General features: G+C 67.7%; 27 protein-coding genes. 23 read left to right on the plus strand and 4 right to left on the minus strand.

Annotated features, from left to right (window positions below):
* Nucleotide 1: 1 nt before the first annotated feature.
* The 3 genes from AB0I98_RS27370 (at nt 2) to AB0I98_RS27380 (ending at nt 2,147) form a co-directional block, all read left to right on the plus strand.
* Nucleotides 2-406: a DUF6195 family protein gene (locus tag AB0I98_RS27370; RefSeq protein WP_362946286.1), complete on the plus strand. Its 405-nt coding sequence runs from the start codon at nt 2-4 to the stop codon at nt 404-406.
* Between the two features lie 62 nt (nt 407-468).
* Nucleotides 469-1,512 (plus strand): DUF2637 domain-containing protein, encoded by a 1,044-nt coding sequence (locus tag AB0I98_RS27375; RefSeq protein ID WP_362946289.1) that lies wholly within the window; start codon nt 469-471, stop codon nt 1,510-1,512.
* A gap of 83 nt (nt 1,513-1,595) precedes the next feature.
* Entirely contained in the window at nt 1,596-2,147 is a 552-nt protein-coding gene (locus tag AB0I98_RS27380; protein WP_362946290.1) for a hypothetical protein, read from the plus strand.
* Between the two features lie 48 nt (nt 2,148-2,195).
* Here the strand turns inward: AB0I98_RS27380 and AB0I98_RS27385 are convergent, their stop codons facing one another.
* On the minus strand, nt 2,196-2,501 hold the full coding sequence (locus tag AB0I98_RS27385) for a hypothetical protein (RefSeq protein ID WP_362946292.1): 306 nt from the start codon (nt 2,499-2,501) through the stop codon (nt 2,196-2,198).
* Between the two features lie 25 nt (nt 2,502-2,526).
* Between AB0I98_RS27385 and AB0I98_RS27390 the strand changes: the two genes are divergently transcribed.
* The 14 genes from AB0I98_RS27390 to cutA all read left to right on the plus strand — a co-directional run bounded on the left by AB0I98_RS27390 (nt 2,527) and on the right by cutA (nt 14,487).
* The gene (locus AB0I98_RS27390; RefSeq protein ID WP_362946295.1) at nt 2,527-2,898 is read left to right on the plus strand and encodes an SH3 domain-containing protein; all 372 of its coding nucleotides are present in this window, start codon (nt 2,527-2,529) and stop codon (nt 2,896-2,898) included.
* A 170-nt stretch (nt 2,899-3,068) separates the two neighbouring features.
* Nucleotides 3,069-3,674 (plus strand): hypothetical protein, encoded by a 606-nt coding sequence (locus tag AB0I98_RS27395; RefSeq protein WP_362946297.1) that lies wholly within the window; start codon nt 3,069-3,071, stop codon nt 3,672-3,674.
* A 10-nt stretch (nt 3,675-3,684) separates the two neighbouring features.
* Nucleotides 3,685-4,662: a bifunctional lytic transglycosylase/C40 family peptidase gene (locus AB0I98_RS27400; RefSeq protein ID WP_362946299.1), complete on the plus strand. Its 978-nt coding sequence runs from the start codon at nt 3,685-3,687 to the stop codon at nt 4,660-4,662.
* Nucleotides 4,663-4,711: 49 nt separating this feature from the next.
* The gene (locus AB0I98_RS27405; protein WP_362946301.1) at nt 4,712-5,050 is read left to right on the plus strand and encodes a hypothetical protein; all 339 of its coding nucleotides are present in this window, start codon (nt 4,712-4,714) and stop codon (nt 5,048-5,050) included.
* A gap of 3 nt (nt 5,051-5,053) precedes the next feature.
* Nucleotides 5,054-6,364: a hypothetical protein gene (locus tag AB0I98_RS27410; protein WP_362946303.1), complete on the plus strand. Its 1,311-nt coding sequence runs from the start codon at nt 5,054-5,056 to the stop codon at nt 6,362-6,364.
* Complete coding sequence (locus tag AB0I98_RS27415; RefSeq protein ID WP_362946306.1) at nt 6,345-7,982, plus strand: hypothetical protein; 1,638 nt, start codon at nt 6,345-6,347, stop codon at nt 7,980-7,982. The genes AB0I98_RS27410 and AB0I98_RS27415 overlap by 20 nt, the downstream gene beginning before the upstream one ends.
* Before the next feature lie 3 nt (nt 7,983-7,985).
* Nucleotides 7,986-9,512, plus strand: coding sequence for an SCO6880 family protein (locus AB0I98_RS27420; RefSeq protein WP_362946308.1), 1,527 nt, complete (start codon nt 7,986-7,988; stop codon nt 9,510-9,512).
* Entirely contained in the window at nt 9,509-10,945 is a 1,437-nt protein-coding gene (locus AB0I98_RS27425) for an ATP/GTP-binding protein (protein ID WP_362946311.1), read from the plus strand. Before AB0I98_RS27420 ends, AB0I98_RS27425 begins: the two co-directional genes overlap by 4 nt.
* A gap of 62 nt (nt 10,946-11,007) precedes the next feature.
* Complete coding sequence (locus tag AB0I98_RS27430) at nt 11,008-11,328, plus strand: DUF6238 family protein (RefSeq protein ID WP_362946313.1); 321 nt, start codon at nt 11,008-11,010, stop codon at nt 11,326-11,328.
* A gap of 8 nt (nt 11,329-11,336) precedes the next feature.
* Nucleotides 11,337-11,591: a hypothetical protein gene (locus tag AB0I98_RS27435; protein ID WP_362946315.1), complete on the plus strand. Its 255-nt coding sequence runs from the start codon at nt 11,337-11,339 to the stop codon at nt 11,589-11,591.
* 154 nt (nt 11,592-11,745) lie between these two features.
* A complete protein-coding gene (locus tag AB0I98_RS27440; RefSeq protein ID WP_362946318.1) occupies nt 11,746-13,080 on the plus strand; it encodes a TraM recognition domain-containing protein in 1,335 nt (444 codons plus the stop codon).
* Nucleotides 13,077-13,586: a hypothetical protein gene (locus AB0I98_RS27445; protein WP_362946320.1), complete on the plus strand. Its 510-nt coding sequence runs from the start codon at nt 13,077-13,079 to the stop codon at nt 13,584-13,586. The genes AB0I98_RS27440 and AB0I98_RS27445 overlap by 4 nt, the downstream gene beginning before the upstream one ends.
* A complete protein-coding gene (locus AB0I98_RS27450; protein ID WP_362946322.1) occupies nt 13,583-14,023 on the plus strand; it encodes a hypothetical protein in 441 nt (146 codons plus the stop codon). The genes AB0I98_RS27445 and AB0I98_RS27450 overlap by 4 nt, the downstream gene beginning before the upstream one ends.
* Before the next feature lie 137 nt (nt 14,024-14,160).
* On the plus strand, nt 14,161-14,487 hold the full coding sequence (gene cutA, locus AB0I98_RS27455) for a divalent-cation tolerance protein CutA (protein WP_362946325.1): 327 nt from the start codon (nt 14,161-14,163) through the stop codon (nt 14,485-14,487).
* A 71-nt stretch (nt 14,488-14,558) separates the two neighbouring features.
* Here the strand turns inward: cutA and AB0I98_RS27460 are convergent, their stop codons facing one another.
* The 3 genes from AB0I98_RS27460 to AB0I98_RS27470 all read right to left on the minus strand — a co-directional run bounded on the left by AB0I98_RS27460 (nt 14,559) and on the right by AB0I98_RS27470 (nt 17,534).
* Nucleotides 14,559-15,800: a helix-turn-helix transcriptional regulator gene (locus tag AB0I98_RS27460; protein WP_362946327.1), complete on the minus strand. Its 1,242-nt coding sequence runs from the start codon at nt 15,798-15,800 to the stop codon at nt 14,559-14,561.
* 192 nt (nt 15,801-15,992) lie between these two features.
* The gene (locus tag AB0I98_RS27465; RefSeq protein WP_362946329.1) at nt 15,993-17,108 is read right to left on the minus strand and encodes a helix-turn-helix domain-containing protein; all 1,116 of its coding nucleotides are present in this window, start codon (nt 17,106-17,108) and stop codon (nt 15,993-15,995) included.
* A 6-nt stretch (nt 17,109-17,114) separates the two neighbouring features.
* Complete coding sequence (locus AB0I98_RS27470; protein WP_362946331.1) at nt 17,115-17,534, minus strand: NUDIX hydrolase; 420 nt, start codon at nt 17,532-17,534, stop codon at nt 17,115-17,117.
* A gap of 168 nt (nt 17,535-17,702) precedes the next feature.
* Here AB0I98_RS27470 and AB0I98_RS27475 point away from each other — a divergent pair, with 168 nt between their 5' ends.
* From AB0I98_RS27475 to istB, 6 genes are all read left to right on the plus strand, one after another.
* Nucleotides 17,703-18,503 carry a TauD/TfdA family dioxygenase gene (locus tag AB0I98_RS27475; protein WP_362946334.1) on the plus strand — a complete coding sequence of 267 codons (801 nt, stop codon included), beginning with the start codon at nt 17,703-17,705 and terminating at the stop codon, nt 18,501-18,503.
* Nucleotides 18,500-18,973: an ATP-binding protein gene (locus tag AB0I98_RS27480; RefSeq protein WP_362946336.1), complete on the plus strand. Its 474-nt coding sequence runs from the start codon at nt 18,500-18,502 to the stop codon at nt 18,971-18,973. Before AB0I98_RS27475 ends, AB0I98_RS27480 begins: the two co-directional genes overlap by 4 nt.
* Entirely contained in the window at nt 18,973-19,371 is a 399-nt protein-coding gene (locus AB0I98_RS27485; RefSeq protein WP_362946339.1) for a DUF6415 family natural product biosynthesis protein, read from the plus strand. Before AB0I98_RS27480 ends, AB0I98_RS27485 begins: the two co-directional genes overlap by 1 nt.
* A gap of 293 nt (nt 19,372-19,664) precedes the next feature.
* Complete coding sequence (locus AB0I98_RS27490) at nt 19,665-20,165, plus strand: hypothetical protein (RefSeq protein WP_362946341.1); 501 nt, start codon at nt 19,665-19,667, stop codon at nt 20,163-20,165.
* Nucleotides 20,110-21,708, plus strand: a complete 1,599-nt coding sequence (gene istA / locus AB0I98_RS27495) for an IS21 family transposase (protein WP_362946344.1) — start codon at nt 20,110-20,112, stop codon at nt 21,706-21,708. Before AB0I98_RS27490 ends, istA begins: the two co-directional genes overlap by 56 nt.
* Nucleotides 21,705-22,478 (plus strand): IS21-like element helper ATPase IstB, encoded by a 774-nt coding sequence (gene istB / locus AB0I98_RS27500; protein WP_362946347.1) that lies wholly within the window; start codon nt 21,705-21,707, stop codon nt 22,476-22,478. The genes istA and istB overlap by 4 nt, the downstream gene beginning before the upstream one ends.
* Nucleotides 22,479-22,495: the final 17 nt, after the last annotated feature.

Consider the following 22,495-nt stretch of genomic DNA (forward strand, 5'->3'; position numbering starts at 1 on the left):
CATGTTCGCTGCGGCCAAGCACCTCACGAACGCTGAGGAGCGGCGGAAGACCGCTCGGGAGCACGCGTTTCGCACCTGGGGGCCGAGGTCCATCACCGCAGCCTCGAAGTACGCGCGCACCCTCCTGGGTGATGCCGCAGTCACGCTCGACTGGGAGGTTCTGGGCCTGCTCAGCTTCGAAGAACACCTGCAAGCCTTCGCGTCCCTCGACACGACCGGGGGCCAGCACCTGGAGCTGTACTACACCGACCAGGGCGGCACGGAACGAATCTTGCTGCGGGTGTCGTGCGTGAGCTGCCCGAGTCAACATGTGCACGACGTGACGTCCTTGGAACAGCTCGGGCAACTGCTCTCGCAGACCCCAGCTTGGCAGGACATCGATCCGCGCGACGGGGGCAACCTCTGATGTCACGCGCTCACATAGACACGGCACCGGCCGAACGTCCGGGGGCCTACAGCCTTCGCGGCATGACGGCCTGGGACCGTTCCGCGATCATCCTTCTCGGCGCGGCCGGCTTCGCCTTCTCGTACGACGCGCTGCGGCAGATCGCCATCGCGATCCACGCACGGGAGAGCTTGTCCTATCTGTTTCCGGTGTTCATCGACGGGTTCATTGCCTACGGCGTTCGAGCGATTGTGCTCCTCCGTCACCAGCGCTTCGGTGCTCGGCTGTACGCCTGGTTCCTCTTCCTCGCGGCCACCGGGGCGAGCCTGGGTGCGAACGCTCTTCACGCCGTCACGCTCAATGACGGTCCGCAGGCCGGACGGTCCGCTCTGCACCTGGCGGACAGCGTCGTCGGGGTGCTGTCGACGCTCGCGCCGCTGGCCTTGGCAGGCTCTGTGCACCTTTACATTCTGATGGCGCGGACGGCTGAGCTGGCAGTCCCGGACGGCGGTCCCGGACCGGTCCGCGACGAGGTCCCGAAGCTCGAAAGGGTCGCGGTTCAGCCTGGTTCCCCTGCTCTGGTGCCGACGCCGACATCCGGGGCGGGGAGTCTCGCAGCTGGTCCGTCCGCGACAGAGGAAGCGCCCCCGAGCCGTGTTGATCTGCGGAAACGTGAGACGGCACGAGACGCCGAGCCGCGTCCGGAGAGTGCCGATGCCACCTCGTCCGCAGGCGCGGCCGATGCAGACGAAGGCCCGTGCGATACGGACGGACCGGCCCCTGGCTCGGCGGGCCACGGGCCGACAGAGGCACCCTCGACAGCAGCCGATCCCTCGGTGCCGGCGGCAGTCCGCGCCTCTGCGGACGGCGAAATGCCGTCCGTCCCGGACGGGGCGGAGCGCCCGCAGGACCGGGAGGCGGACGACGACTGGTTGGCGGAGCTACTGCCGATTGCGCGGGCCGCTACCGAGCGGGCCGGACGGACCAATCGTGAGGTGGTGGCGAGCGCCGTCCGTAAGCACCAGGCGATCAGCAACGACCGTCTTGGTGTGCTGCTTGCCCGGCTGAAGGAAGAGGACGACGAGGCGGCGAAGACACCCGCCGCTGCCTCCAGCCCTCTCTGGTGATCTCATCTCATGACGGGCCCGGGGCCTGTGTGGTTCGCGCCGTGCAGGCCCCGGCCGGTCCGCTTGATCAGGAAGGTCCGACGATGTGGTCTCGCCGACGCGACCGGGCGGAGGACACCGTCCGCGCCGATGCCGTACAGGCAGCGTCCGCGCTCGCGGTTCATCTCCAGGGCGGGGGCAGTCTTCTGCCGATCCAGGCGGACGGCCTTGCGCTTGCGGCCGGTGAGGTCGCCTTCGCGGACGTGGCGTGCTCCGCCGCCCGCTTCTACGGGACAGACGTCGACTACCCGCCCTCGGCCAGTGGGTACTTCGAGGACCACCCGACCTTCGGCCGGCGGTGGGTGACCAACGGTCGTCTCGACGCCCGTCGGCGACAAGAAGCGGAGGACGTTGCCCTACCGCAGTGGCGCGATCACACCACGGCCCGAGTGGTGCTCACCTCGGTCGGGGTACGGCTCCGGCCGGTGGGGGCTCGTGACTGGCTGCCGTTCGACCACACCCTCCTGACCGGAGTCGCTGATGGGCAGTCGGCGGTCGTGCTCTCGTACGGCGTGTGCGCACCGCTGCTTCTCGCCGGACCGGCCGCACCCTGGCTAGGCGTCGCGATCGAGCACCTGGTCCGCCCTGCCTCGTAGGCCCCAGTCAAGCCCGAGTGAAATAGCGAGATACCGAGAAGTCGGAACCTAATTCTTGGATTCAGGTTCCGACTTTTTTGCTGGTTCGAGTTGTCCGCAGACCTCTGCCAGGATCTGGGCATGGCCAAACGCCGCAGCGTTTTCGGCCAAGCCACTGATTCCGTTCCCAGGATCAGTCATGCCCAGAGGAGGTCGATCGACCTTGATATGAGAAGCATCGGGACCGGAATTCTGATCACGCCAAATATTGCGATCCGAACCCCCCGACGAAACAGCGGCGCTGAATCCGAGCGCGCCACAGAGGTTTCTCATCTCAGGAATTAGGCCGCGCTTCACCCAGAAGTAGACCGACACTCACCACAGTCTCTTGAGGAAAGCAATGCGTTTCACTCGTACCGCCACCGCCTCCACCCTCGCCGCGACCGTTGCTCTCGGCGGCGCAATAACTCTCGCGTCACCTGCCCAGGCCACCCCTGCGCAGTCCTCGTCCGCTCTGACTACGAAGACGGCGAACACCTGTCCCACCTGGACCGTCATAAAGAAGGCAGTCAACTTCCGAAGCGGCCCCAGCACCAGCAAGTACGCAAAGGGGGTCATCTACCGCGGCGACTTCGGCAAGAAGGTCGACCGCAGCGGGTCCTGGATCAAGCTCAAGCTGGGCAAGAAGTCCCGAGGCGGCCTTCCCAAGGGCAGCACCGGATGGGTGCCCCGGGCCTACCTCGACCAGTGCGTCTACATGAACCTCGACTAGCTCAACTCCCCTATCTCATCCGCGATATCGCGGTTCCCCCGGCTGATAACTCGCCGGCCAGTCCCGCAGGAACTCCCCCTCCTGCGAAGGGGTGTTGCGGTCCTCCACACCCGCTGGACCGCAACACCCACCCCTCGCTGATTCCTGTACCAGAGCGTGGTGTTTGCTGCATGCGCTACTCCAAGCGCTTTATCCAGATATCAACCGCAATAGGCGTTGCCACTGCGTTCGGCCTGGCCGCGGGCTGCTCCAGCTCGACCAGCGGCACATCCGCTACCTCGACCTCGACCGCACAGCCGCACTCCGTCTCGGCAGGCATCCCCGACACGGCCCCGCCGAACACCAAGGCCGCCGCCTCCTCGTCGACTACCGCTCTCCCGGCAGACGTTGAGCGGACAGCGCGCACCTTCACTACGGCCTACGCGGAGCACGACGCCCGCGACGGAGCCGACAGCTCGTACGCGGACGCTGGCGCTCGGGCCGCCCGGCTCGCCTCGGGGGAACTCGCGGGCGTGCTCGCCCAGAAGCGGCCGAGCCAGGACGCCGCCTGGGCCGCCTTGCGGGCCGAGAAGGCACACCAGACAGCCAAGATCACGTCAGCCGTCGTCCCCGACGGCGCACCTGCGGTAACGGCCTCCTCCGCTCTCGTCCGCGTGAGCTACACCCTCACGACCACCCCGAAGGCCGGCCACGCGCGGAGCAGTGGCGAACAGCTCGCGCTACGCCTGGAGCACACCTCCAAGGGCTGGCGCGTCACCGCCTTGCCCTGGGCGTGACGGGGCCGCGATGAACAAGGGCACGCAAGCTGGCCTGGGACTCGTCACGGCCGGGCTCATCTCCGGTGTAGCCATGCTGACCACGTTCGGAGGGGCTGACAGAGCCTCCGCGCAGGAAACCGGTCCTGGTGGTGGCATCAAGACGGACGCGCCCGTACCGGGCTGGGTACGTGAGTTGATCAACAAGCATGCGGGCGAGTGCCCGCAGGTCACAGCTTCGCTCCTGGCGGCTCAGCTCTACACCGAGAGCAACTTCAACTCCGGCGCGAAGTCGCCCGTCGGTGCCCTCGGCATCGCTCAGTTCATGCCAGGGACCTGGGCTCAGCACGGCAAGGACGGCGACGGCGACGGGGTCGAGGACATCCGGAACCCAGCCGACGCCATCGCCGCGCAGGCCGCGTACGACTGCACCTTGGCCAAAGAGGTCAAGAAAGTGCCGGGCGACTCGACGGACAACATGTTGGCCGCGTACAACGCGGGTGGCGGCGCGGTGATCAAGTACAACGGCATCCCGCCGTACCCCGAGACCCGCGACTACGTGCGCAACATCCGTGCGCTGGCCTCGAAATGGGCCGATGCCGTCAGCCCCGACGCACCGGCCGGCAAGGGCGCAGCTCGCGCGATCACGGCCGCGAAGACGGCCCTGGGCACCTGGTATCGGTGGGGCGGCATCTGTGTCATGCCGTACGAGGGCGTGGGCGGTTGCGACTGCTCCTCGCTCACCAAGATGGCCTGGTCAGCGGCGGGAGTGAACTTGCCGCGCACCACGTACAACCAGGTCCACGCAGGAACCGCCGTCAAGAGCGTTTCCCAACTCGCCCCGGGCGACCTGCTGTTCAGCGTCCCCGGCAGCGCCGGACCTGAGCACGTCGGCATGTACCTCGGCGGCGGCCAGGTCATCGACGCCCCGCACACCGGGGCTCAGGTGCGGATCAAGCCGCTCAGCTACTGGAAACCGCAGATCATCGCGATGCGGCATGTCGGCTAGCCACGCCAAAAGATAACAAACCATTGCTTACAGCACTAAGGGGCTGAACATGCACAACCTCCTGTCTGCCGCTGCTGATCCCTCCCTGCACACGACCCTCGCCGCCGGAGCCGATGTCGTGTCCGGCGTGAAGCCGGACTGGGGCCCCTTCGGGAAGCTCGGCACCACGGCGAAGGTGATCCTCGGCGTCATTGCAGCCGTCGTCCTCGTCGTCGGCGCCGGCGCCTTTCTCGCCGGTGTCGGCAAGTCGAAGGGCTGGTTCGGCGAGGGCCACTCCACGATGGACAGCTCGCGCGGCAAGGGCATGATGGTCGGCGGCCTGACCTGCGTCTTCCTCGTGGCCAGCTTCGGCACCATCTTCGCCATCACGTACGGCATGGGTGTGTGACCCATGGCTTCCCGATCCCGGAGGAAGGTTTCCTCCTCGAAGGCCAGCGGAGCGCGCCGCCCGTCGGCCAAGCTCTGGGGCATCGCCGCCGGCGGCACGGCAGTGGTCACCGCGGCTGGGGTGGTCGTCAGCATGGCGACGGGCACCCCTCCGGCCACGGCTCCCTCCGCGGCGGCACCCGCCCACTCGACTCCGCAGGCGAGCGGCGAAGGTGTGCGCGAGCTGCACGGCGTCCCCGTCGGCTACCCGCACACTCGATCCGGCGCCAAGGCTGCGGCGGCCAACTACACGACAGTCAGCGGGAGTTCTAAGTTCCTCACAGACAAGGAGGCGCGACACCGCGCTGTTGCTGTCATGGCGGCCAAGGGCACGGCCGGAGCGGCGGTGAAGAAGGCCGACCACGCGGCCGGTGCCGCAGTCGGCTCCCTGCGGGGCGACACCTCCAAGGTCTCCGCCAAGAAGACCGTCGCGCGGACCGGCGTCCTCTCGGCTCACCTGCTGGGCTTTGACGCCCACGGGGCGATGGTGCGGCTGTGGACGACGACGGTTCGCGGCAGCGCGGCCGGGCACGCGACGCCGAAGGCCGGCTTCCAGTCGGTGACGGTCACGCTCACCTGGGAGTCCAACGACTGGAAGCTGAAGGATAGTTCGGCTTCGACGGGACTGGTCGCTCCGATCGACGTGCGGCAGGCGGCGAACGTTCCGGGCAACTTCTCGGACTACGTTCCGGCCGCTGCAGAAGACCCCGTCCTGAGCGGTGCCGTCGACCAGAGTGGGTTTCCGGCACCGTACGGACACAACGAGCGCGGCGCGCGGGCCGCCGCCGTCAGCGCCACCATGCTCTACGGCGACCCGAGGTTCTTCACCGATGAGGACTGGCGGCACCGGATGCTGGCGGCCACCGCCGCGTCAAGCGTGCTGCACTCGGTCACCTCGGACGCCGACTCGACGGCTCGTCTGGTCATGGAGAACCGCGGGGTCGGGGCCGACGGGACGACCGCCGACGGCAGCGAACTGGTCACGCGGACGGCGGCGCTCGCCACCCGCTCGATCTCGTACTCCGACCAGGCCGCGAGCATCGAGCTGTGGACCGCGTCGGTGGGCGGCGTCGCTGGGAAGGACGAGACGCAGCGCCCGCAGGTCGCCTTCCTGCGGATGACCGTGGATCTGGTCTGGGAGGACGGCACCTGGAAGACGACGGCCGTCACGCCGTCCGAACCGCTCGTGCCGTCGCAGTCGGCCATGCAGGAGGCGGACCCGGCCGACAGCTTCGCGGACGTGGGGGGTGTCAGCAATGCGCCTGCGACTGCGTGATGACGCCCCTGGCCTGCTGACCGTCGAGCGGGGTACCCCGAGCCGCTGGGGGCGCCGCCTTCGGACGGTGGCCATGGTCAACGTGATCATCGGGTTTCTGTTCGTGCCCTCTGCGGTTGCCAATCCGTTCTGCTACATCCCGATGGTGTGTGAGGCGAAGGCGGCGATCGACTTCGTATCGGACCCGCTGGGCTTCCTGCTCCAGAAGCTCACCGAGGCCAACATCTGGTTCCTGCGCAAGATGCTGGAGCTGATCCAGAACACGACGAAGATCGATCTCACGTCGGCTGGCTTCCTGAAGCAGTACGCGATCATTTTCGCGGCCTCCAGCCTGTTCACCGTGGCCCTGTGGCTGATCGCCGTGGCCAAGAGGGCGGTCCGTGGGGTCGCCGTGACCACCGCGGTTTCCGAGGCGATCGGCTTCCTGCTCCTCCAGTTCGTGGTCAACGCGATGACTCCGGGCGCAATTGCCTTGCTGGTGAAGGCCATTGACGAGGTCACGGCCGTTTTCGAGCCCTACGCGACCGCGAACTTCAAGCCGTTCCTGGAGAACATCCTGAAGGTGATGGCAGCGAACCCCACGTCGGGCGTGGGTCAGCTGCTGGTCGTCAACCTCATCATGATGTTCGGCGCTCTGCTGATGTGGATCGAGCTGCTGATCCGCAGCGCGGCAATCTACGTGGCCGTGGCGCTCGGTCCCGTCGTGAACGCCGGGCTCGTCGACCGCGATCTGTGGAACAAGAGCAAGAAGTGGTTCGCCGCCATCTTCGCGATCGGCCTGAGCAAGCCTGTGCTCTTCGCCCTCCTCGGCCTCGGCGGCGCGGTCCTCAGCGACACCTCGGGCAGCATGTCCGACGAGGTGTCCCAGACGCTGGTCGGTGCGCTGATCCTCCTGCTCGCCGTGTTCGCGAGCGCCATGCTCTACAAGTGGGTGCCCGCCTTCGGCGACGAGATGGCCCAGCTCCACCACGACCGGAAGACCGCCCAGTCCTCGGGCCCGGCCGCCGCGATCGACGGTCCCAGCCAGCACGCGAACCGTGCGATCGGGGCGCGTGTGCAGGACTCCTTGGTCGGCGGCAGCTCGAAGACGGCGGGCAGCAAGGTGGCAGGCGCCAAGATGGGCGGCGGAACGGCCGTGGCCGGCCCGGTCGCTGCCGGGGCAGCCGTGGCCAAGGCCGGGGTCGACAGGGCGAAGAACAAGGCCACGAGTTCCCCCGGTATGCAGGGCACCGACGCCGCCAACGGCGGCAGCCCCGAACAGCCCGAAGGCCAGCAGGGCGGCGACGACCACTCCGGTGCCTCCGGTGCACCGGCCGCAGCTCGCCCCGGGGGAGCGACCTCCGATCCGGTCGTCAGCTCTCCTGCGGACTGGTCCTCGGCCGGCAGCCACGCAGCGTCCGGACGTCCGCCGGGAGCCAGCGCAGCCCCGAGTGCGGCACAGCCGCCCTCGCCACCGGCTCCTGGCCCGGCGGCCTCTTCCTCGACGCCGCCACCCGCCTCCCCTTCCTCTGCATCAGGAACCACCTCGGGCTCCGGGCCCTCGGTCACGCCCCCTCCGCCGTCGCGGCCGTCGGGCGGTCAGGCACCCGGACGTCCGAACCCCAGCAAGGATCAGTGACTCATGTCGACTCGTACGTATCAGTTCGGAAAGCACCGCCCCACGGGGCTGGTGGGCCGCCGCGACCTCGGCGAACAGGTCGTTCTCGGTGGCGGTGCGGTCACCGGCATCCTGTTCGGCTACCTCTTCAACGGCGTGACGGCCATCGCCGCGACCTCCCTCGTCCTGCCGATCTTGCTCGCCCTGGTCATCGTGTACGCCCCGTACCGGCCCAAGGGCACCTCCCAGCGGCGCACGCTCTACCGCTGGTGGCGAATCAACCGCTACCACCGCAAGGCGCTCCGCCGCACCGGCGGCGTGTGGGTCTCCTCGGCCTTCGAGGCCGGCGTGCGCCGCGACGGCACCCCGCCGGACGCAGCCCTCGCGGAGCCGGAGGGCATCACGGGCATGACATGGGTGCCGGTCACGGTCCGCGGACAGAAGGCCGTCGTGGTCCTCCAGCCGGAGGCCGGGTGCGTCACAGCCACCCTCGAGATCGCCTCTCCCGGCCTCGGCGGCAAGGAAGTCGGTGAACAGGTCGTCGCCCTGGAGCGCTGGGGCGAACTCCTCGACGCCTTCGGCAACGTCGAGGAACACCCGGTGAAGCGGATTCAGGTCCTCGCCCGGCAGATGAAGTCCGACCCCTACGCGCACCAGCGGTTCATCGCACAGCGCGACGAGTCGGCGGCAACGGCCGACGCGCCGCAGTGGCTGAAGGACTCGTACGACGTCCTGGCCAACGCCGTATCCACATCGGCGGAGGAACACCGCTACTACATCACCATCCACGCGAGGTTCACCCGCGACCTGGCAGCCGAAGGCGCGGCCCGAGGCACCGGTGACGAAGGGGTCGCTGCCGCCATGGCCGCGTACCTGGAAGAGCTGTGGTCCCGCGCGGAGGACGCCGACCTCTCCGTGATCGCGCCTCTGGACGAGGGCCGGATGACCGCGTTCATCCGCAACTCCTACGACCCGGACCACGCCATCTGGGACACCGAACTCCCGCAGGCGCACGCCTTCCCGCGCAACGTCGACGTTCGCAACGGGGCTCACGTCGCCACCCGGGCCGCAGGGTCCACCGACAGCTGGTTCCACGCCACGGCCGCCGTCGTCGGATGGCCCACCACGCCCGTGGGACCCGACTTCCTGTCGCCCCTGCTGATCGGAATGCCCGACGTGATCCGCACCATCTCGATCACCCAGCAGCTTGAGCCGAACGACAAGGCCGTGGAACGGATGCTCGCGGAGGACACGAACAACCAGGCGGAGATGGACCGCGACCATAAGCGCGGCAAAAACATCGACCCGCGCGACCGGATCGCGGCGGACGCCACCGGATCACGGGGCATGGCCCTAGCCTCCTCCGGCGCGGCCGGCTCCGCCGTCGTCGGCTACATCACCATCTCTTCGCGCAGCGCGGAGGAGCTGGAGCGCACGAAGCGGACGACCGCTTCCCGTGCCCGCAACGCCCACCTCCGGATCGAATGGCTCGACCTCGAACACGCAAGGGCCTTCGCCACGACCCTCCCCCTCGCCGGAGGCATCAAGTGACTGACCTGCTCGACCTCGCCCCACTGTCCCCGACGTATGAGACGGTGCGCCGCCCGCTCTACACGGAGACGACCACCAGCCAGGCCCTGTACCTTCCGATCGCGCCGCCGACCCTCGGCACTGCGGGCGCGATCATCGGCCGGGAGCTGTACAGCGGGAAGGCGTTCATCTACTGCCCCTTCTCGGCGTTCGGTGACGGCCTGCCCGGCGGAAACATGATCGTGATGGGTGACACCGGCCGGGGGAAGTCGGCGCTCACCAAGACCTACACCGCACGACAGATCCGCCTCGGCCGTCAGGTGGTCGTGCTCGACACCAAGGAGCAGAAGGAGCGGGAAGAGGGCGAGTGGGCCGCGCTTGGTCGCTCGTTGACCGGGAAGGCCCCGGTGAAGTTCGCCCCGGGTTGCGGTCGCGGTGCCTCCTGCATCAACCCGATGGACCCCGCCATCGCGGGCAAGCGGCAGATCGAGCTGGTTCGGACGATCGTAGAACTCGGCCTCGGGAGGTCCCTGGACGAGTTCGCCGGCTCCGCACTGCGCATCGCGATCCGCCGGGCCCATCAGCGGGCGGGCAGCCTCGGCCGCACGCCGGTGTTGGCGGACGTCGCCGCCGCGCTCCGGTCTCCGGAGGAGTCCGACGCCACGGCCAAGCAGCGGACGCGGGACGAACTCCTCGGTGACGGCCTCGAAGCGTCCTACGTGCTGGACCGGCTTTGCGGGAGCGAGCAGGATGCGACCGGCGACCTCACCGGCATGCTCGACGGGCCGACCAGTCTCGGCGTGGATCTCGACGCCGACATGATCGTCTTCGACCTGACGAAGGTCCCGTCCGGCGGCGTCGCCATGACCATCCTCGTCGCCGTCATCAGCGTGTTCCTCGAAGAGGTGTGGCTGCGTCCGCTGTGCGAGTGCGGGACGCAACCAGGACAGCACGAACGGGTCGTGGTCGACGCGAACTCCGGAGCTTGGGAACTGGGGCCGAACCCGGAATCGGGCTGCCGCCGCTACACCCAGCGCAAGCGCATTCTCGTCTGCGAGGAGGCGTGGCACATCCTCGGAACTCCCCAACTCGCTTCATTGTTGGAGAAGTTCCTCAAATTCGCTCGTGGCTATGGCCTGTCCTGCATCTTCATCGTTCACCACCTGTCGGACATCGATGACAGCCCGGAGACCCAAGCGGCGCTGAAGATGGCGGACACCATCGTCATCTACTCGCAGAAGAAATCCGAGGCAGAAGCGACGGTGTCCCGGCTGGGTCTGCCGTCCTGGACGGCGGAACACATCATGCGCCTGCGCCGCGGGATCGCTCTGTGGAAGGTCGGCGAGGTCATCTATCCCGGCGTCCAGCACCTCCTGGTCGAGGCCGAGCAGCACCTGTGCTTCTCCTCCGGCTCGATGACCGACCTGACCAGCACATCTCCGGACACCGAGTGAGCATGTACCGCCACCTCTCCGCCACCGATCCCTTCCACGCAGATTCGGAGCGTGCCCCATCCATGACCATCACCACCGACGAGGCCCCGCTCCCGACCGACGAACACGCGGTGCGTCAGGACATCGACCAGCTGCACGCCGAAACCCTCGCACTCGCCCGCCGTACGAAGGCACTGGCCACCGTGCTGGACCACGGCGACTACTCCGCCGCCGGGGGCCGCGTCCATACGGCCGTCGCCCACATCTGGCGAGCTGCCGAGGACCTGCACAGCGCCTTCCACACGGCGCCGCCGCGCTGTGCCGGGCCCGACGCGTCCCTCTCCCAGCTCTGCGGCCGACGGATGCGCTACCTCGCGGCCCGCGTCGCGCGGAGGGCCGAGTAGTGGACGTCATGCCCAGCGGGATCTCCCTGGCCCTGTACGCCCTCACCGTCGTGTGCGCGGTGGTCCTGATGACTGTCTGGGTCCTGATGAACCGGGGCCGACGCAATGCCGGATTCGCAAGCAAGGGGCAGCTGAAGCGCCAGATGTCGGCCAAGGCGGTCCTGAGAGCCACGGAGATCCGCCCTTCCCTCACCCGCGGTGACGACCAGCCCGCTCGTGCATCAGCGGTGAGTCTCGCCAAGGACCGCTCCGCCGGTCATTGATCCGCCCCTCTCCTCGCCCCACTTTGCTCCGGAGCACGTCATGCACCACATCCTTGATCCTTACGACTTCGGCTATTCGCTGGGAACCTCACAACGCCCGAAAGGCGTTGAGCTGTGGTCTCGCGCTGACAAGGCATGCCGGGTCATCGGTCCCATGGGCAGCGGAAAGACCCTGCGCTTCTTCGCTCCGACCATCCGCAACTGGGCCGGCCCGGTCCTGGCCACCTCGACCAAGCCCGACCTGGTCGAACTCACCCTCGATGCGCGGCGGTGTGACAGCCGACCCGTCATGGTCTTCGACCCGCAGAACATCGCGCCCTCCCTCCCAAAGTTCCGTTGGACGCCGATCAACGGCGCCTCCGAGACGGAGGTCGCGATGATGAGGGCCAAGGCGTTCGTCGCGGGATCACGGACCCCCGGTTCCGCGGCACAGTCCAGCGAAGGCAGCGCCTTCTACAAGGGACAGGCATCCAAGATCCTCGCCGCCTTCTTCCACGCCGCCGCCCTCGACGGCGCCAACCTCGAGTGGGTGCTGAAGTGGGCCCGCAAGCTCACGGACCCCGCCCCCCTTGGCATCCTCAACACCCATCCCGGCGCCGGCCCCGGCTGGGCGGACATGCTCCGCACTGCCACCACAGGAGACAGCCGCACCGTCGGCAACACCGCCTCGACCCTCGACGCGGCCCTCGAACCCTTCATGCACCAAACGGTGATCCGCGCTCTCCAAGGAGACGGAGAGGACGCTACGGACTTCCACGAGTTCCTTGACGCAGGAGGCACCCTCTACCTGCTCGGCAAGGACTCGGAGGTGAACAGCGTCGCACCGCTGACCACGGCGATAGCCGAAGACCTGCTCGACCTCGCCGAGGCTCACGCCATCGCCTCCCCGGCCGGACGGCTCGACCCGGCCCTCCTCGCCGCCCTGGACGAGGCACCGAACATCGCGCCCATCCCAAGCCTGCGCCAGCGCGTCGCCGACGGCCGTGGCCGAGGCATCACGGTCATCTACGGGCTTCAGGCTTGGGCGTCCGCCCGAGCCCGCTTCGGCGAGGACACCGCGAAGGAGCTGGCGGCGTTCACCAACAACGTCGTGGTCTTCAGCGGGGACAAGGACCCGGCCTTCCTCAAGGACATGTCCGACCTGTGCGGACAGGTTGAACGGGAGCGCACAACGAAGACCACGACTGGGGGAGACCGCGGCGGCCACTCGACCGCCACGCACATGGCACTGGAACCGGTCCTGCGCGGAGACGAGATCAGGGCTCTTCCGGAAGGCCACGCCTTGGTCCTCGCGGACAACCTCCCGCCCATCATCACGCGTCTCGACGGCATGTGGACCTGGGAGTCCTGGACCGAGATCGAAGGTCACGTCCGCGACCTGCGAGCGGCGAACGAGACGGAGCGCTCACGGCAGGCCACGGCGCAGAAGAACCGGGCCAAGGCTCACGCCGCCGCCTGGGCTGACCGCGAGGGGGCGGCTGCCGCATGACGAATCTCCTTGCGCAATTCGAGCCCTTCCCCGAGCCGCCCGCGCTGATCTTGGAGTACATCGCGGAGCGGAGCACGGAGAAGTCCGTGGTCGACGGCCCCGCTCCGTGGGATCTGGGGGCCCTGCCAGCCGAGTTGATCGCGCCGATGCCCGCCTGGCTCGACTCCGTGTGCCGCTGGCTGAACTGGACGTATGCCTGGCAGCCACAGGACGTCATCCCGCCGTGCTGGACGAAGCACGAGGGCCTTGGGTACGAGATCGCGGCCCTGGCCTTCGCCCGAACCGATGCGTACGCGGACGCGGGCTCGACCGTGATCTGGCACGAGCAGTACGACCGGTTCCTCACCCGGATGAACAAGGCCCTCGGCAAGGCCGGCGACGAGTGCCGGGTTGGACGGCACGAGGACCGTCCTGCGCGCTTCCAGCTCTCAGCCTGGACCGCACAGGTAGCTGATAGCACCGAAAAGTCGAAGGTAGCGGCACGAGTTGGGGAGATGGCGGGATGATGACGAACCCCGACATGGTCTTCTCGACGGACCCCCGTCACGGACTAGTGGCGCGAAGCGGCTGGGAGCAGGAAGAGGCTCGAACCGTGCTCCGCGATCTCGGCTGGGAGTGGGAGGAAGAACTACACGCTCTCGTCCCGCCGGACGACGTGCCGGAGGTCGACGCCGGCGTTCAAGCGGTGGAGGAACTGCACCTGCACGGGCATCGCGCCGGGTACGCGGTGGGACCGTACGGCACAATGCGGCTGACCCTGGACCGCGCGGAGCAGGTGTTCACGAAACTCGCGGTGCGGGATACCAATACCGCCGAGGTCCGCTCCGAGAAGACTCCCCAAGACGCGCACCAGACACCATCACGACAGCAGTGGGCCTACGACCGCGGCACAAGCCAGGTGGAAGCCGTCCCGACGGAGGCACCAGAAAGTCCGGCGATCTGACGCTTGCGGTGTCCTTCACTCGGCGGCGTCCCAGTCTTCCGCCTGGGCCTCCCCGCCCGGCCAGATGTACGCCCATCCGCGCCCACCCGGAGGCGGCTGGGTAGGGTCGTAGTACGCCGAGTTGGAGAGGTAGTTGCATGGCCAACGAGATTGTGATCGCGCAGACAACCATCGACAACGAGGACCAGGCAAAGGCGCTGGCACGGGGTGCGGTTGAGAGCAAGTTGGCAGCCGGCGTTCACATCGACGCGCCGATCACCGCCGTCTACTGGTGGAAGAACGAGGTTGAGACGGCGCTGGAGTGGCGTATCTCGTACATGACGACGACAGACCGTCTCCCGCAGCTGGAGGCATGGCTGTTCGAGAAGCACCCGTACGACGTCCCCCAGTGGATCACGCTGCCCGTGACCGGCGGGTCGGAGACGTATCTGTCGTGGGTTGTTGAGGAGACAACGCGGGACTGAAGAGCGACGTGCAGTGTGGTCGACGGCGGTCTTGTTCTGAGCTTGCCGGTGTACCGAACGAGGGAATGGACTCAGGACGCGAACTGCCGCAAGTGATGGGCGAGTTCCCGCTCACGGTCGGGGAGCCGTGCGGCGATCTTCGCCGCGCGTTCCTTGCCCATCGTGTTGGGCTTGGCATGTGACGCGGCCGTGAACTGGTGTGATACGTAGACGCCTTGTTCGACGTCGCCTCCGTGGAGCAGGGCCGAGGCTAGATCGCCGAGGACGACGACGCCGCCATCCGGTAGTTCGTCCCCGAGGCGGTCGACCGCGGTGTCGGCCGTGGCGGTGAGTTCGGATCGCCCCAACTGCCCGTACACGGAAAGGGCCAACGAATCCATCCGGTACGGCGTCACGAAGCGGACCCATGCCTGTTCGCTGATGTGATCCGCGAAGTCGTAAGCGAAGCGTGCTCGGTCAAGCGCACGCAGCGCCCCTTTCTCGTCGCCGACTACGGCAGCTTCCTCCGCGTGCCTTCCGAGGACCCAGGCTGCGGCCGTTGCGTTGCCGTGGCCGCGCACATCCTGGGAGGCTTGGGACAGGAGTTCTAGCTTCCTCCTCGATGTCGGAGCCCCGTAGCTGGCGTAGGTGAGGGCCAAGGCTCTGAGGGGAGGATGCCCGGCCTTCGCCGCGCACTCGGTCGTGACGTCGTAGTAGGCGCCAGCCTTGTCGTACTCGCCCAGGTCCCAGGCCACCCATCCGGCAAGGGCAGCGGTTTCCCCGGCTGCGATGGTGAGAGCCCGTTCGTGCTCGCCGGCGTGAGGCAGCGTTACGGTGATCGCATCAAGGTGCGATTCAACCGTGTTTTGCAGGCGGCGGGCACTGAGATTGAGTTCCTGGACGTGCAGGTCGGCAGCTCGGTTGATGAGCGCGACCGCAGCGGGCGTGTCGATGCGGGAGCCCTTGCTGAGAGCGAAGGCGAGCCGCCCCCAGGGCTCGGCAGCCGCGCTTACGCCGATGGCGGCGCTGCCCAGCAGCTGGCGGCGCTTCACGTCGTCCTGGTCCTCCTCTTCACGGAAATTCCCCCTCCGCCGTCGGGCGCGGGCGGCCTTGGCCTCCCGGAGTAGTTCTTCGAAGGGGACGCCGGAGGCCGCCGCGATGTGGGCCAGTGTGTGGTTCGTTGGGACGTTCTCGAACTTCTCATAGCGGCTGATCTCCCGGCGGGTCAGGCTTGCCCGGCCGGAGACAGCGTTGATCGCGTCTGCCTGCTGCTCTTGCGTCCGGCCTGCTTCCTTCCGGAGCCGGAGCAACAGTTCCGCGAACGGATCTGGCATGAGTGTGACCTCTGTCGTGGGCGGAATCCAATCATGGCCCCAATTCCCCCCTGGGTTTCCCCCCTTGACAGATTTTTCCCCTCCTGGATTCCCCTGGTAGACGGCTGCGTAGCGCGGTGCGATGGGGCCATGACCACGTTCCTTAAGTCAGGCGACCGAGGCCACCCGGTGCTGCTCTGGGACGAGATCAAGTTACGCGGCCATCTCTTTCCGAATCCGGTCCAGGGCATGGTCTGCGACTTCCCTGATCTCTGGCAGCCGGTAGTGCGCCGCGCGCACGATGCGCTGCAACTGGTGGGGAAGGCGCTGGCGGACAGCTTCGTCGACGGCGGTGTGCAGGGACTCAGCGGCGCCGCCGCCGTCCTCGGCGGCCAGCCGTACTTGGGCCACTGTGATGAGCTCGATCACGCGCCACTGCGGGGCAACGGTGGTCGTCGGCACAGGACTGCCCTGCTCGACCAGCTGTATAGCCACGTCGGTCCTGCCAGTAGCCATCAGCCCCCGCAGCCGGATCTCGTGCAGGGCATAGGGGTTGAACAACGACGTGTGCTCTGTATCGTCGAGAAGCTGGTCCGTCGCCCGCATCGCCTCGTCGAAGAGAGGCTGGTTCCGGAGGACGCCAGCCGCGCGAGCAAGGAGCGGCAGCACAGCTGCTTTCGCCCCGCGGTGGAGGCGGGCCTTGCGCAGTTCGTTGCCATGCATGCGCAACACGTAGGAATTGAAGGCCGCGTCTCCGAAATAACGGGCGATATCGATGCTCTTCGCGGTCCAGCGGGCGGCGGTGCTCAGTCGTTCCTCCGGCAGGACGTTGCCCAGGGCGACGCCGAGGCCGACACGGGCTCGGGCCAGGAGGTGCAAGACGTCCCGCTCCGTGTGCCCGTCCTCCATTCGTGCTTCGAGCCGGGCGACCAGGGGCCACAGCTCCGCGACGGCTTCAGAGGCGTGCCCGGACTGTCGAGCGATCTCGGCGAGGCGGACCGTGGAATCGCCGAACTGGAGCATGGCGCGGTGGTCGGTGTCCGCGCGATCGGTCACGCCGACAACGTGCGGAGGCAGACGCAGGGCCTCGGCGATGTGCCGGCGAGAGGCGATGTCTTCAAGGCTCCGTTTGCCGAGTTCGAGGAGCGAGATGTACGTCTTGTCGTAGCCGAGAAGCTGCCCGAGTTCGGACTGGTTCATGCCGTGCACGGCGCGGTGGAAGCGCAGGATGGCTCCGAGATCGCGGGTGGCGAGGACCGCCTCAGCCTGTGGGGTTGCCCAGTGCCACAGGGCGTGTTTCGAGCGCCGTGCGACCATCGCGCTGTCCATGGCCCGTCACATCCGTGCGTACCAGGCGGCGATGGACTGCTTGTATCCGTCCGGCATGGTCAAACCGGGCACTTCGTCGGCGGTGAACATGCCGAGCTGCTTGTGCTCGTGACTCAGCACGGGAGTCTTGTCCGGGGTGAGGACGATGCAGCCGTAGGTGACGATCACGACTCGACGGTCCGGCATGGTCGCGGGCAGGGGCTGGTAGATCCACACGTCCAGGAGGGGACCGGCCTTGGCCGCCCAGCCGGTCTCTTCCTCGATCTCCCTCTCCACTGCCAACTCAGGTGTGTCATCCGCGGGTTCGAGTCGGCCGCCGGGCAGTTCCCACTCCTCGCGTTCGTTCTTCAGCAGCAGTACGCGTCGGCGGCTGTCCACGGCCACGCCCTTGACGGAGACGGGCCAGGTGGGGGGCGTGTACGCCATCGCTCTCCTCGGATTGCACGTACGGCCGGGGGTGTTCGGAACGTAGCACGCGACCCGTGGCGCGAGTTGGGCATGGGCGAATTGCCGGAGTCGACAATCTGTCGCTTTACCCCCGGCCCAGCGGCGCCGAACAGTGGAAGCACCACATCGCCGGTAAGGAGAGCCAGGATGCGCCGAGTTCATCAGCCGAACGCCGACGTCTTCGTACGCAACCGTATCGACCTCGCCCTGCCGGGGGCGGAAGAGAGGATCGCGGGGCGGCTGCGGGAAACGGGCTTGGTCACTGTCGACGGTCTTGCCTCGCGCGCTGCCGTGCTCGCCTTTGTCACCCGGATCATGAATCTGGTGCCGCACCGTGACAGCGACCCAGACGGCCTCACCACGATCTGCGACACCCGACGCGACGCGCATCGGGCAGGCTTTGCCGGGTTCGGCAACGGCCCCCTCGATCCGCACACCGAACGCTCCGGCACACCCAATCCGCCCCGTCTGATGCTCCTTGTATGTGGGCAAGCTGCCGTAACCGGTGGGGAATGCTTGCTCACCGATGGGCAGGCCCTGCACTCCGACCTCTTCACTGGTGAACGGCAGGCCGGGATTGCGCTGGCGCAACCCCGCACCGCGTTCTTCGGCGCCGGAGATGGTCATGCCACACAGGTGTTCACGGTCCACCACGATCTGAGGGTGTCCGTTCGCCTGCGGTTCGACGGGCTGGCGCGCTGGAACCCGATGGTGCAGCCCTACCTCCCGCAACTGCGGGCCGCAGCCGTGCGCCATCAGGTGCGTCTCGGCCTGGCTCCTGGCCAGGGCTACCTGCTGGACAACGAACGCTGGCTGCACGCACGACGTGCCTTCACCGGCGATCGGCTCTTCTGGCGTGCTCTTGGTCAGCCCCTGTTTCCCATGCCGCGGGGGTTCGTTCCCGCCCCGACTTCCGTCCGCACACCCATGCTCTCGGAGGCGGGATGATGGCTGAGGGAAGCATCACGTTCGCCTGGGGTGCGATGACGTCCACCGGGTTTGTCGCCCTTAGTGCCTCAGCCGGGAACCAGGCAGTTGAGAGCGGCTTCGAGGTCGACTTCCTCCCGGCTGAGATCCGCACTGGCCAGATGAGACAAATCACCAGGGCCCAGCTGAGCCAATGGGACCTGACGATGCTCACCGACGATGCCACGCTCGTCGTCTCCGAGTTGGTCACCAACGCCATCAAGCATGGCAAGGGGAGACCGGTCGGACTCAGGGTGCGGCGCTCCGCCTGCGAACTGCGCATCGAGGTAACCGACGGCACCCCGACGCCGGCACGGCTGCGTTCTGCCGACCTGGCCGACGAGAACGGCCGCGGCCTGTTACTCGTCGCGGCTGTCGCGAAGGAGTGGGGCGTGAGCCCCGACGGCACGATGACGTGGTGCTCCCTGGCGATCCCCGATGGGAGATTGTGATGGTCGCAGTGACGGCTGACGTCGCCGTGCGGTTGCTGAACCCACGAGCCTCCAACGATCACGAAACGATGAGCGTGGTCCTGTACGGCCTTCGCCGCTCCCTCGCCAGCGAGGCGATCGACGAGCAGCTGTACGACGACCTGGACGCCGTACTCGGCGAGTACGCCCATGCTGCCCCGCAACTCGTCACGGCCATCACGGCGCGGTTCCGCAAGGCGACCACCACGTTCGTGGAGATCGTTCCGTACCTCGTGCAGCCGTACCCGGTCGACGAGATGCGACGCCTGATCTACGTGAGCGCCGAGCACCCCCACCCCGATGACGCACCGGGCCACCTCCGACGGCTCGCCCTGGCCATCCTCTCGGTTCTCGACCTGATGGGAGAAGCCGCCTCATGACGCGCACTCCCCTAGCGGACGTCGGGCGGCATCCCCTGTCTGCCCGACTCGCCGCCCGGCGCTGGGCCACGGCTCTCTACGTCCCCCACGGGGGAGACGAGGCGTCACAGCACCGGGCGGAACCCCCGCTGCCTCGCCTTTGCTCTGCTCGGCACGCTCGCCATCGCCGTCGTACGCCAATTGCGGCGCCGTCGGCCGCCGGCACCCGCCATACACCGGCTCGCGGCCACTGAGGTGCTGCTATTCGCCGCGCTGTGCTGGCAAATCACTCACGCCCGCCAATGAGAAGAACAGTGACCACGACGACCGTCGCCAGGATCGTCCTCGCCCCCAGGGAGCGACAGATCCTTGAGGGCCTGGCCGATGGCAACACGCTCGCCGCGGTCGCGCTCGACCTCAAGATCCGCGAGGGCACTGGCGCGGGCTACCTCAAGCTCGCCAAGCGCAAGCTGCACGGTGTGAGCGAGAACGCCGCCGCACTCGCCGTCGGGTACGCCACCGATGCCATCGCCCGCCCGGATCTCTTGGACCCCGAGGGGCTTGTGAGCGGTCAAGATTTTCCCCATCTAGGGCGGTTTGAGCGTCATGTAATGGGACACCCCGAATCCACCGTTTTCCCCATGGGTATGACGGAGTTGGGATTGAGGGCCCTGGCCATCGCGAAGTCGCATGTGCTGTCCCTTGACCTGCGGGTTGAGAGGTCGATGGACGCACCGGATGGCAAGGAGATCGTTCACCGTGGTCGACATCAGCGAGATCTACGTCCACTGGTACGCGGGCCGCTCGAAGAGTGAACTGGCCGCGTCGCTAGGGGTGGACCGCAAGACGGTCAGGAAGTACCTGGCCCCGGCGGAACTGGCCGGGATCACCCCGGGCGGGCCGCCGATGAGCGAGGACGACTGGGCCAAGCTGATCAAGAGCTGGTTCCCGGAGCTCGCCGACCGGCGGCTGCGGCAGATCACCTGGCCGGACATCGACCAGCACCGCGACTACATCAAGAGCCTGCTGGGGACGGTGACCGTCTCCACGATCCACCAACGCCTGCGGGACGAGCACAAGTTGGAGGTCTCGCTGTCCTCCTTCCGCCGCTGGGTGCACGCCACGCTGCCGGACGAAGTGAACGCCTCGCAGGTCACCGTCCTGCGCGATGACGTCGAGCCGGGATCGGAGGCCCAGATCGACTACGGCTTCCTGGGCCAGTGGGTCGATCCGCGCACCGGCCGGCGCCACCGGATCTGGGTGTTCGTGATGGTGTTGCCCGCCTCGCGGCACATGTTCATCCGGCCGGTGCTGACCCTGCACCAGCACGCCTGGACCGAAGCGCACGTGGCCGCGTTCCGCTACTTCGGCGGTGTCCCGCGCCGGCTGGTGCCGGACAACCTGCGCACCGGCGTCGACAAGCCCGACCTCTACGACCCCAAAATCAACAAGGCGTATGCCGAACTCGCCACCCACTACGGCGCGTTGGTGGATCCGGCCCGCGCCGCGAAGCCGAAGGACAAGCCCCGGGTCGAGCGCCCGATGCCCTATATCCGCGACTCGTTCTGGCGCGGGCGGGAGTTCACCTCGATCGAGCATATGCAGGCCGAGGCCGTCACCTGGGCCAGAAAGGTCGCGGGCCGCCGGAAGTGCAGGCCGCTGGGCGGGGCCGCCCCGCTGGCGGTCTTCGAGGCCATTGAGGCCGAGCTGCTGCTGCCCCTGCCCCAGACCCCGTTCGTGTTGGCCCGCTGGTCAACTGCCGTGGTCGGCCCGGACATTCACATTAAAGTCGGCCGCACCCTCTACTCGGTGCCCTGGAAACTGATCGGCCGCAAGGTCGACGTCCGTTCCACCGCCACGATGGTGCAGGTCTTCCTCGATGGCGAACTGGTCAAGACTCACGCGGCACTTGAGCAGGGCAAACGCACCGACCGCTCCGACTATCCGCCGGAGAAGATCGCCTTCCAGATGCGCACGCCGATCTGGTGCCGCAGCCAGGCATCCGAGGTCGGCGACGCCTGCCGGGAGGTCGTCGACCAGCTGCTGGAGGTCAACGCGCTCTACCGGCTCCGCGCCGCCCAGGGGGTCCTCGGACTGAAGAAGAAGTACGGCGAAGGACGGCTGGAGGCCGCCTGCGCGAAGGCGATCGCGGTCGGCGACCCCTCCTACCGCACCATCAAGGGCATCCTGATCGCCGGCACCGAGACCGATCCCGAACCCGAGGGCAGCGGCGACGCCGGCGCCGCGGCCTTCCTGCACGGACCCAAGCGGCTGTTCGCCACCGCCGCACCCCCCGACCTCGCGGACGAACACCTCGGCGACCAGGTCCACGACGGCGGACAGGAGGCGACCCGATGAGCGTGATGGACACCGCCCTGCGCGAGTCGCTGAAAGCCCTGCGACTGTCCGGGATGCTCGAGACCCTCGACGCCCGTCTCGCCCAGGCCCACGGCGGCGAACTCGGCCACCTCGACTTCCTCCAGGTCCTCTGCCAGGACGAGATCACCCGCCGCGAGACCGTCGCCTTCCAACGCCGCCTGCACCGCGCGAAGTTCGAGCAGCAGGTCACCCTGGAGGAGTTCGACTTCACCGCCTCCTCCAAACTTCCCGCCGCCCAGATCCGCGACCTCGGTGCCCTGCGCTGGCTGCACGCCGGCGAGTCGGTGATCCTGTTCGGGCCGGTCGGCGTCGGCAAGACCCACATCGCCCAGGCCCTGGGCCACCTCGCGATCCGCCAGGGCGCCCACGTCCGCTTCGCCAAGACCAGCCGCATCCTGGCGGAGCTGGCCGGCGGCCACGCGGACCGCACCTGGGAGAAACGCATCCGGGAGCTGATCCGGCCCGACGTCCTCATCCTCGACGACTTCGCGATGCGCCAGCTCTCCGCGGCGCAGGCCGACGACCTCTACGAGCTCGTCAGCGAGCGACAAGGCCGCTCTTTGATCATCACGAGCAACCGGGCGCCCAGCGACTGGTATCCGCTCTTCCCCAACCCGGTCGTCGCCGAGTCCCTCCTGGACCGGCTGATCAACACCAGCCATCAAGTCATCATGAACGGACCCAGCTACCGCCCGAACAAGCGCCCCAAAAACCCCACCGACAAGCCAGGCAAACCCTCGATCAAGTAGTCCCCATCACGCCAGGA

This window comes from Streptomyces sp. NPDC050211 (assembly GCF_040656035.1).
Taxonomy (GTDB): Bacteria; Actinomycetota; Actinomycetes; order Streptomycetales; family Streptomycetaceae; genus Streptomyces.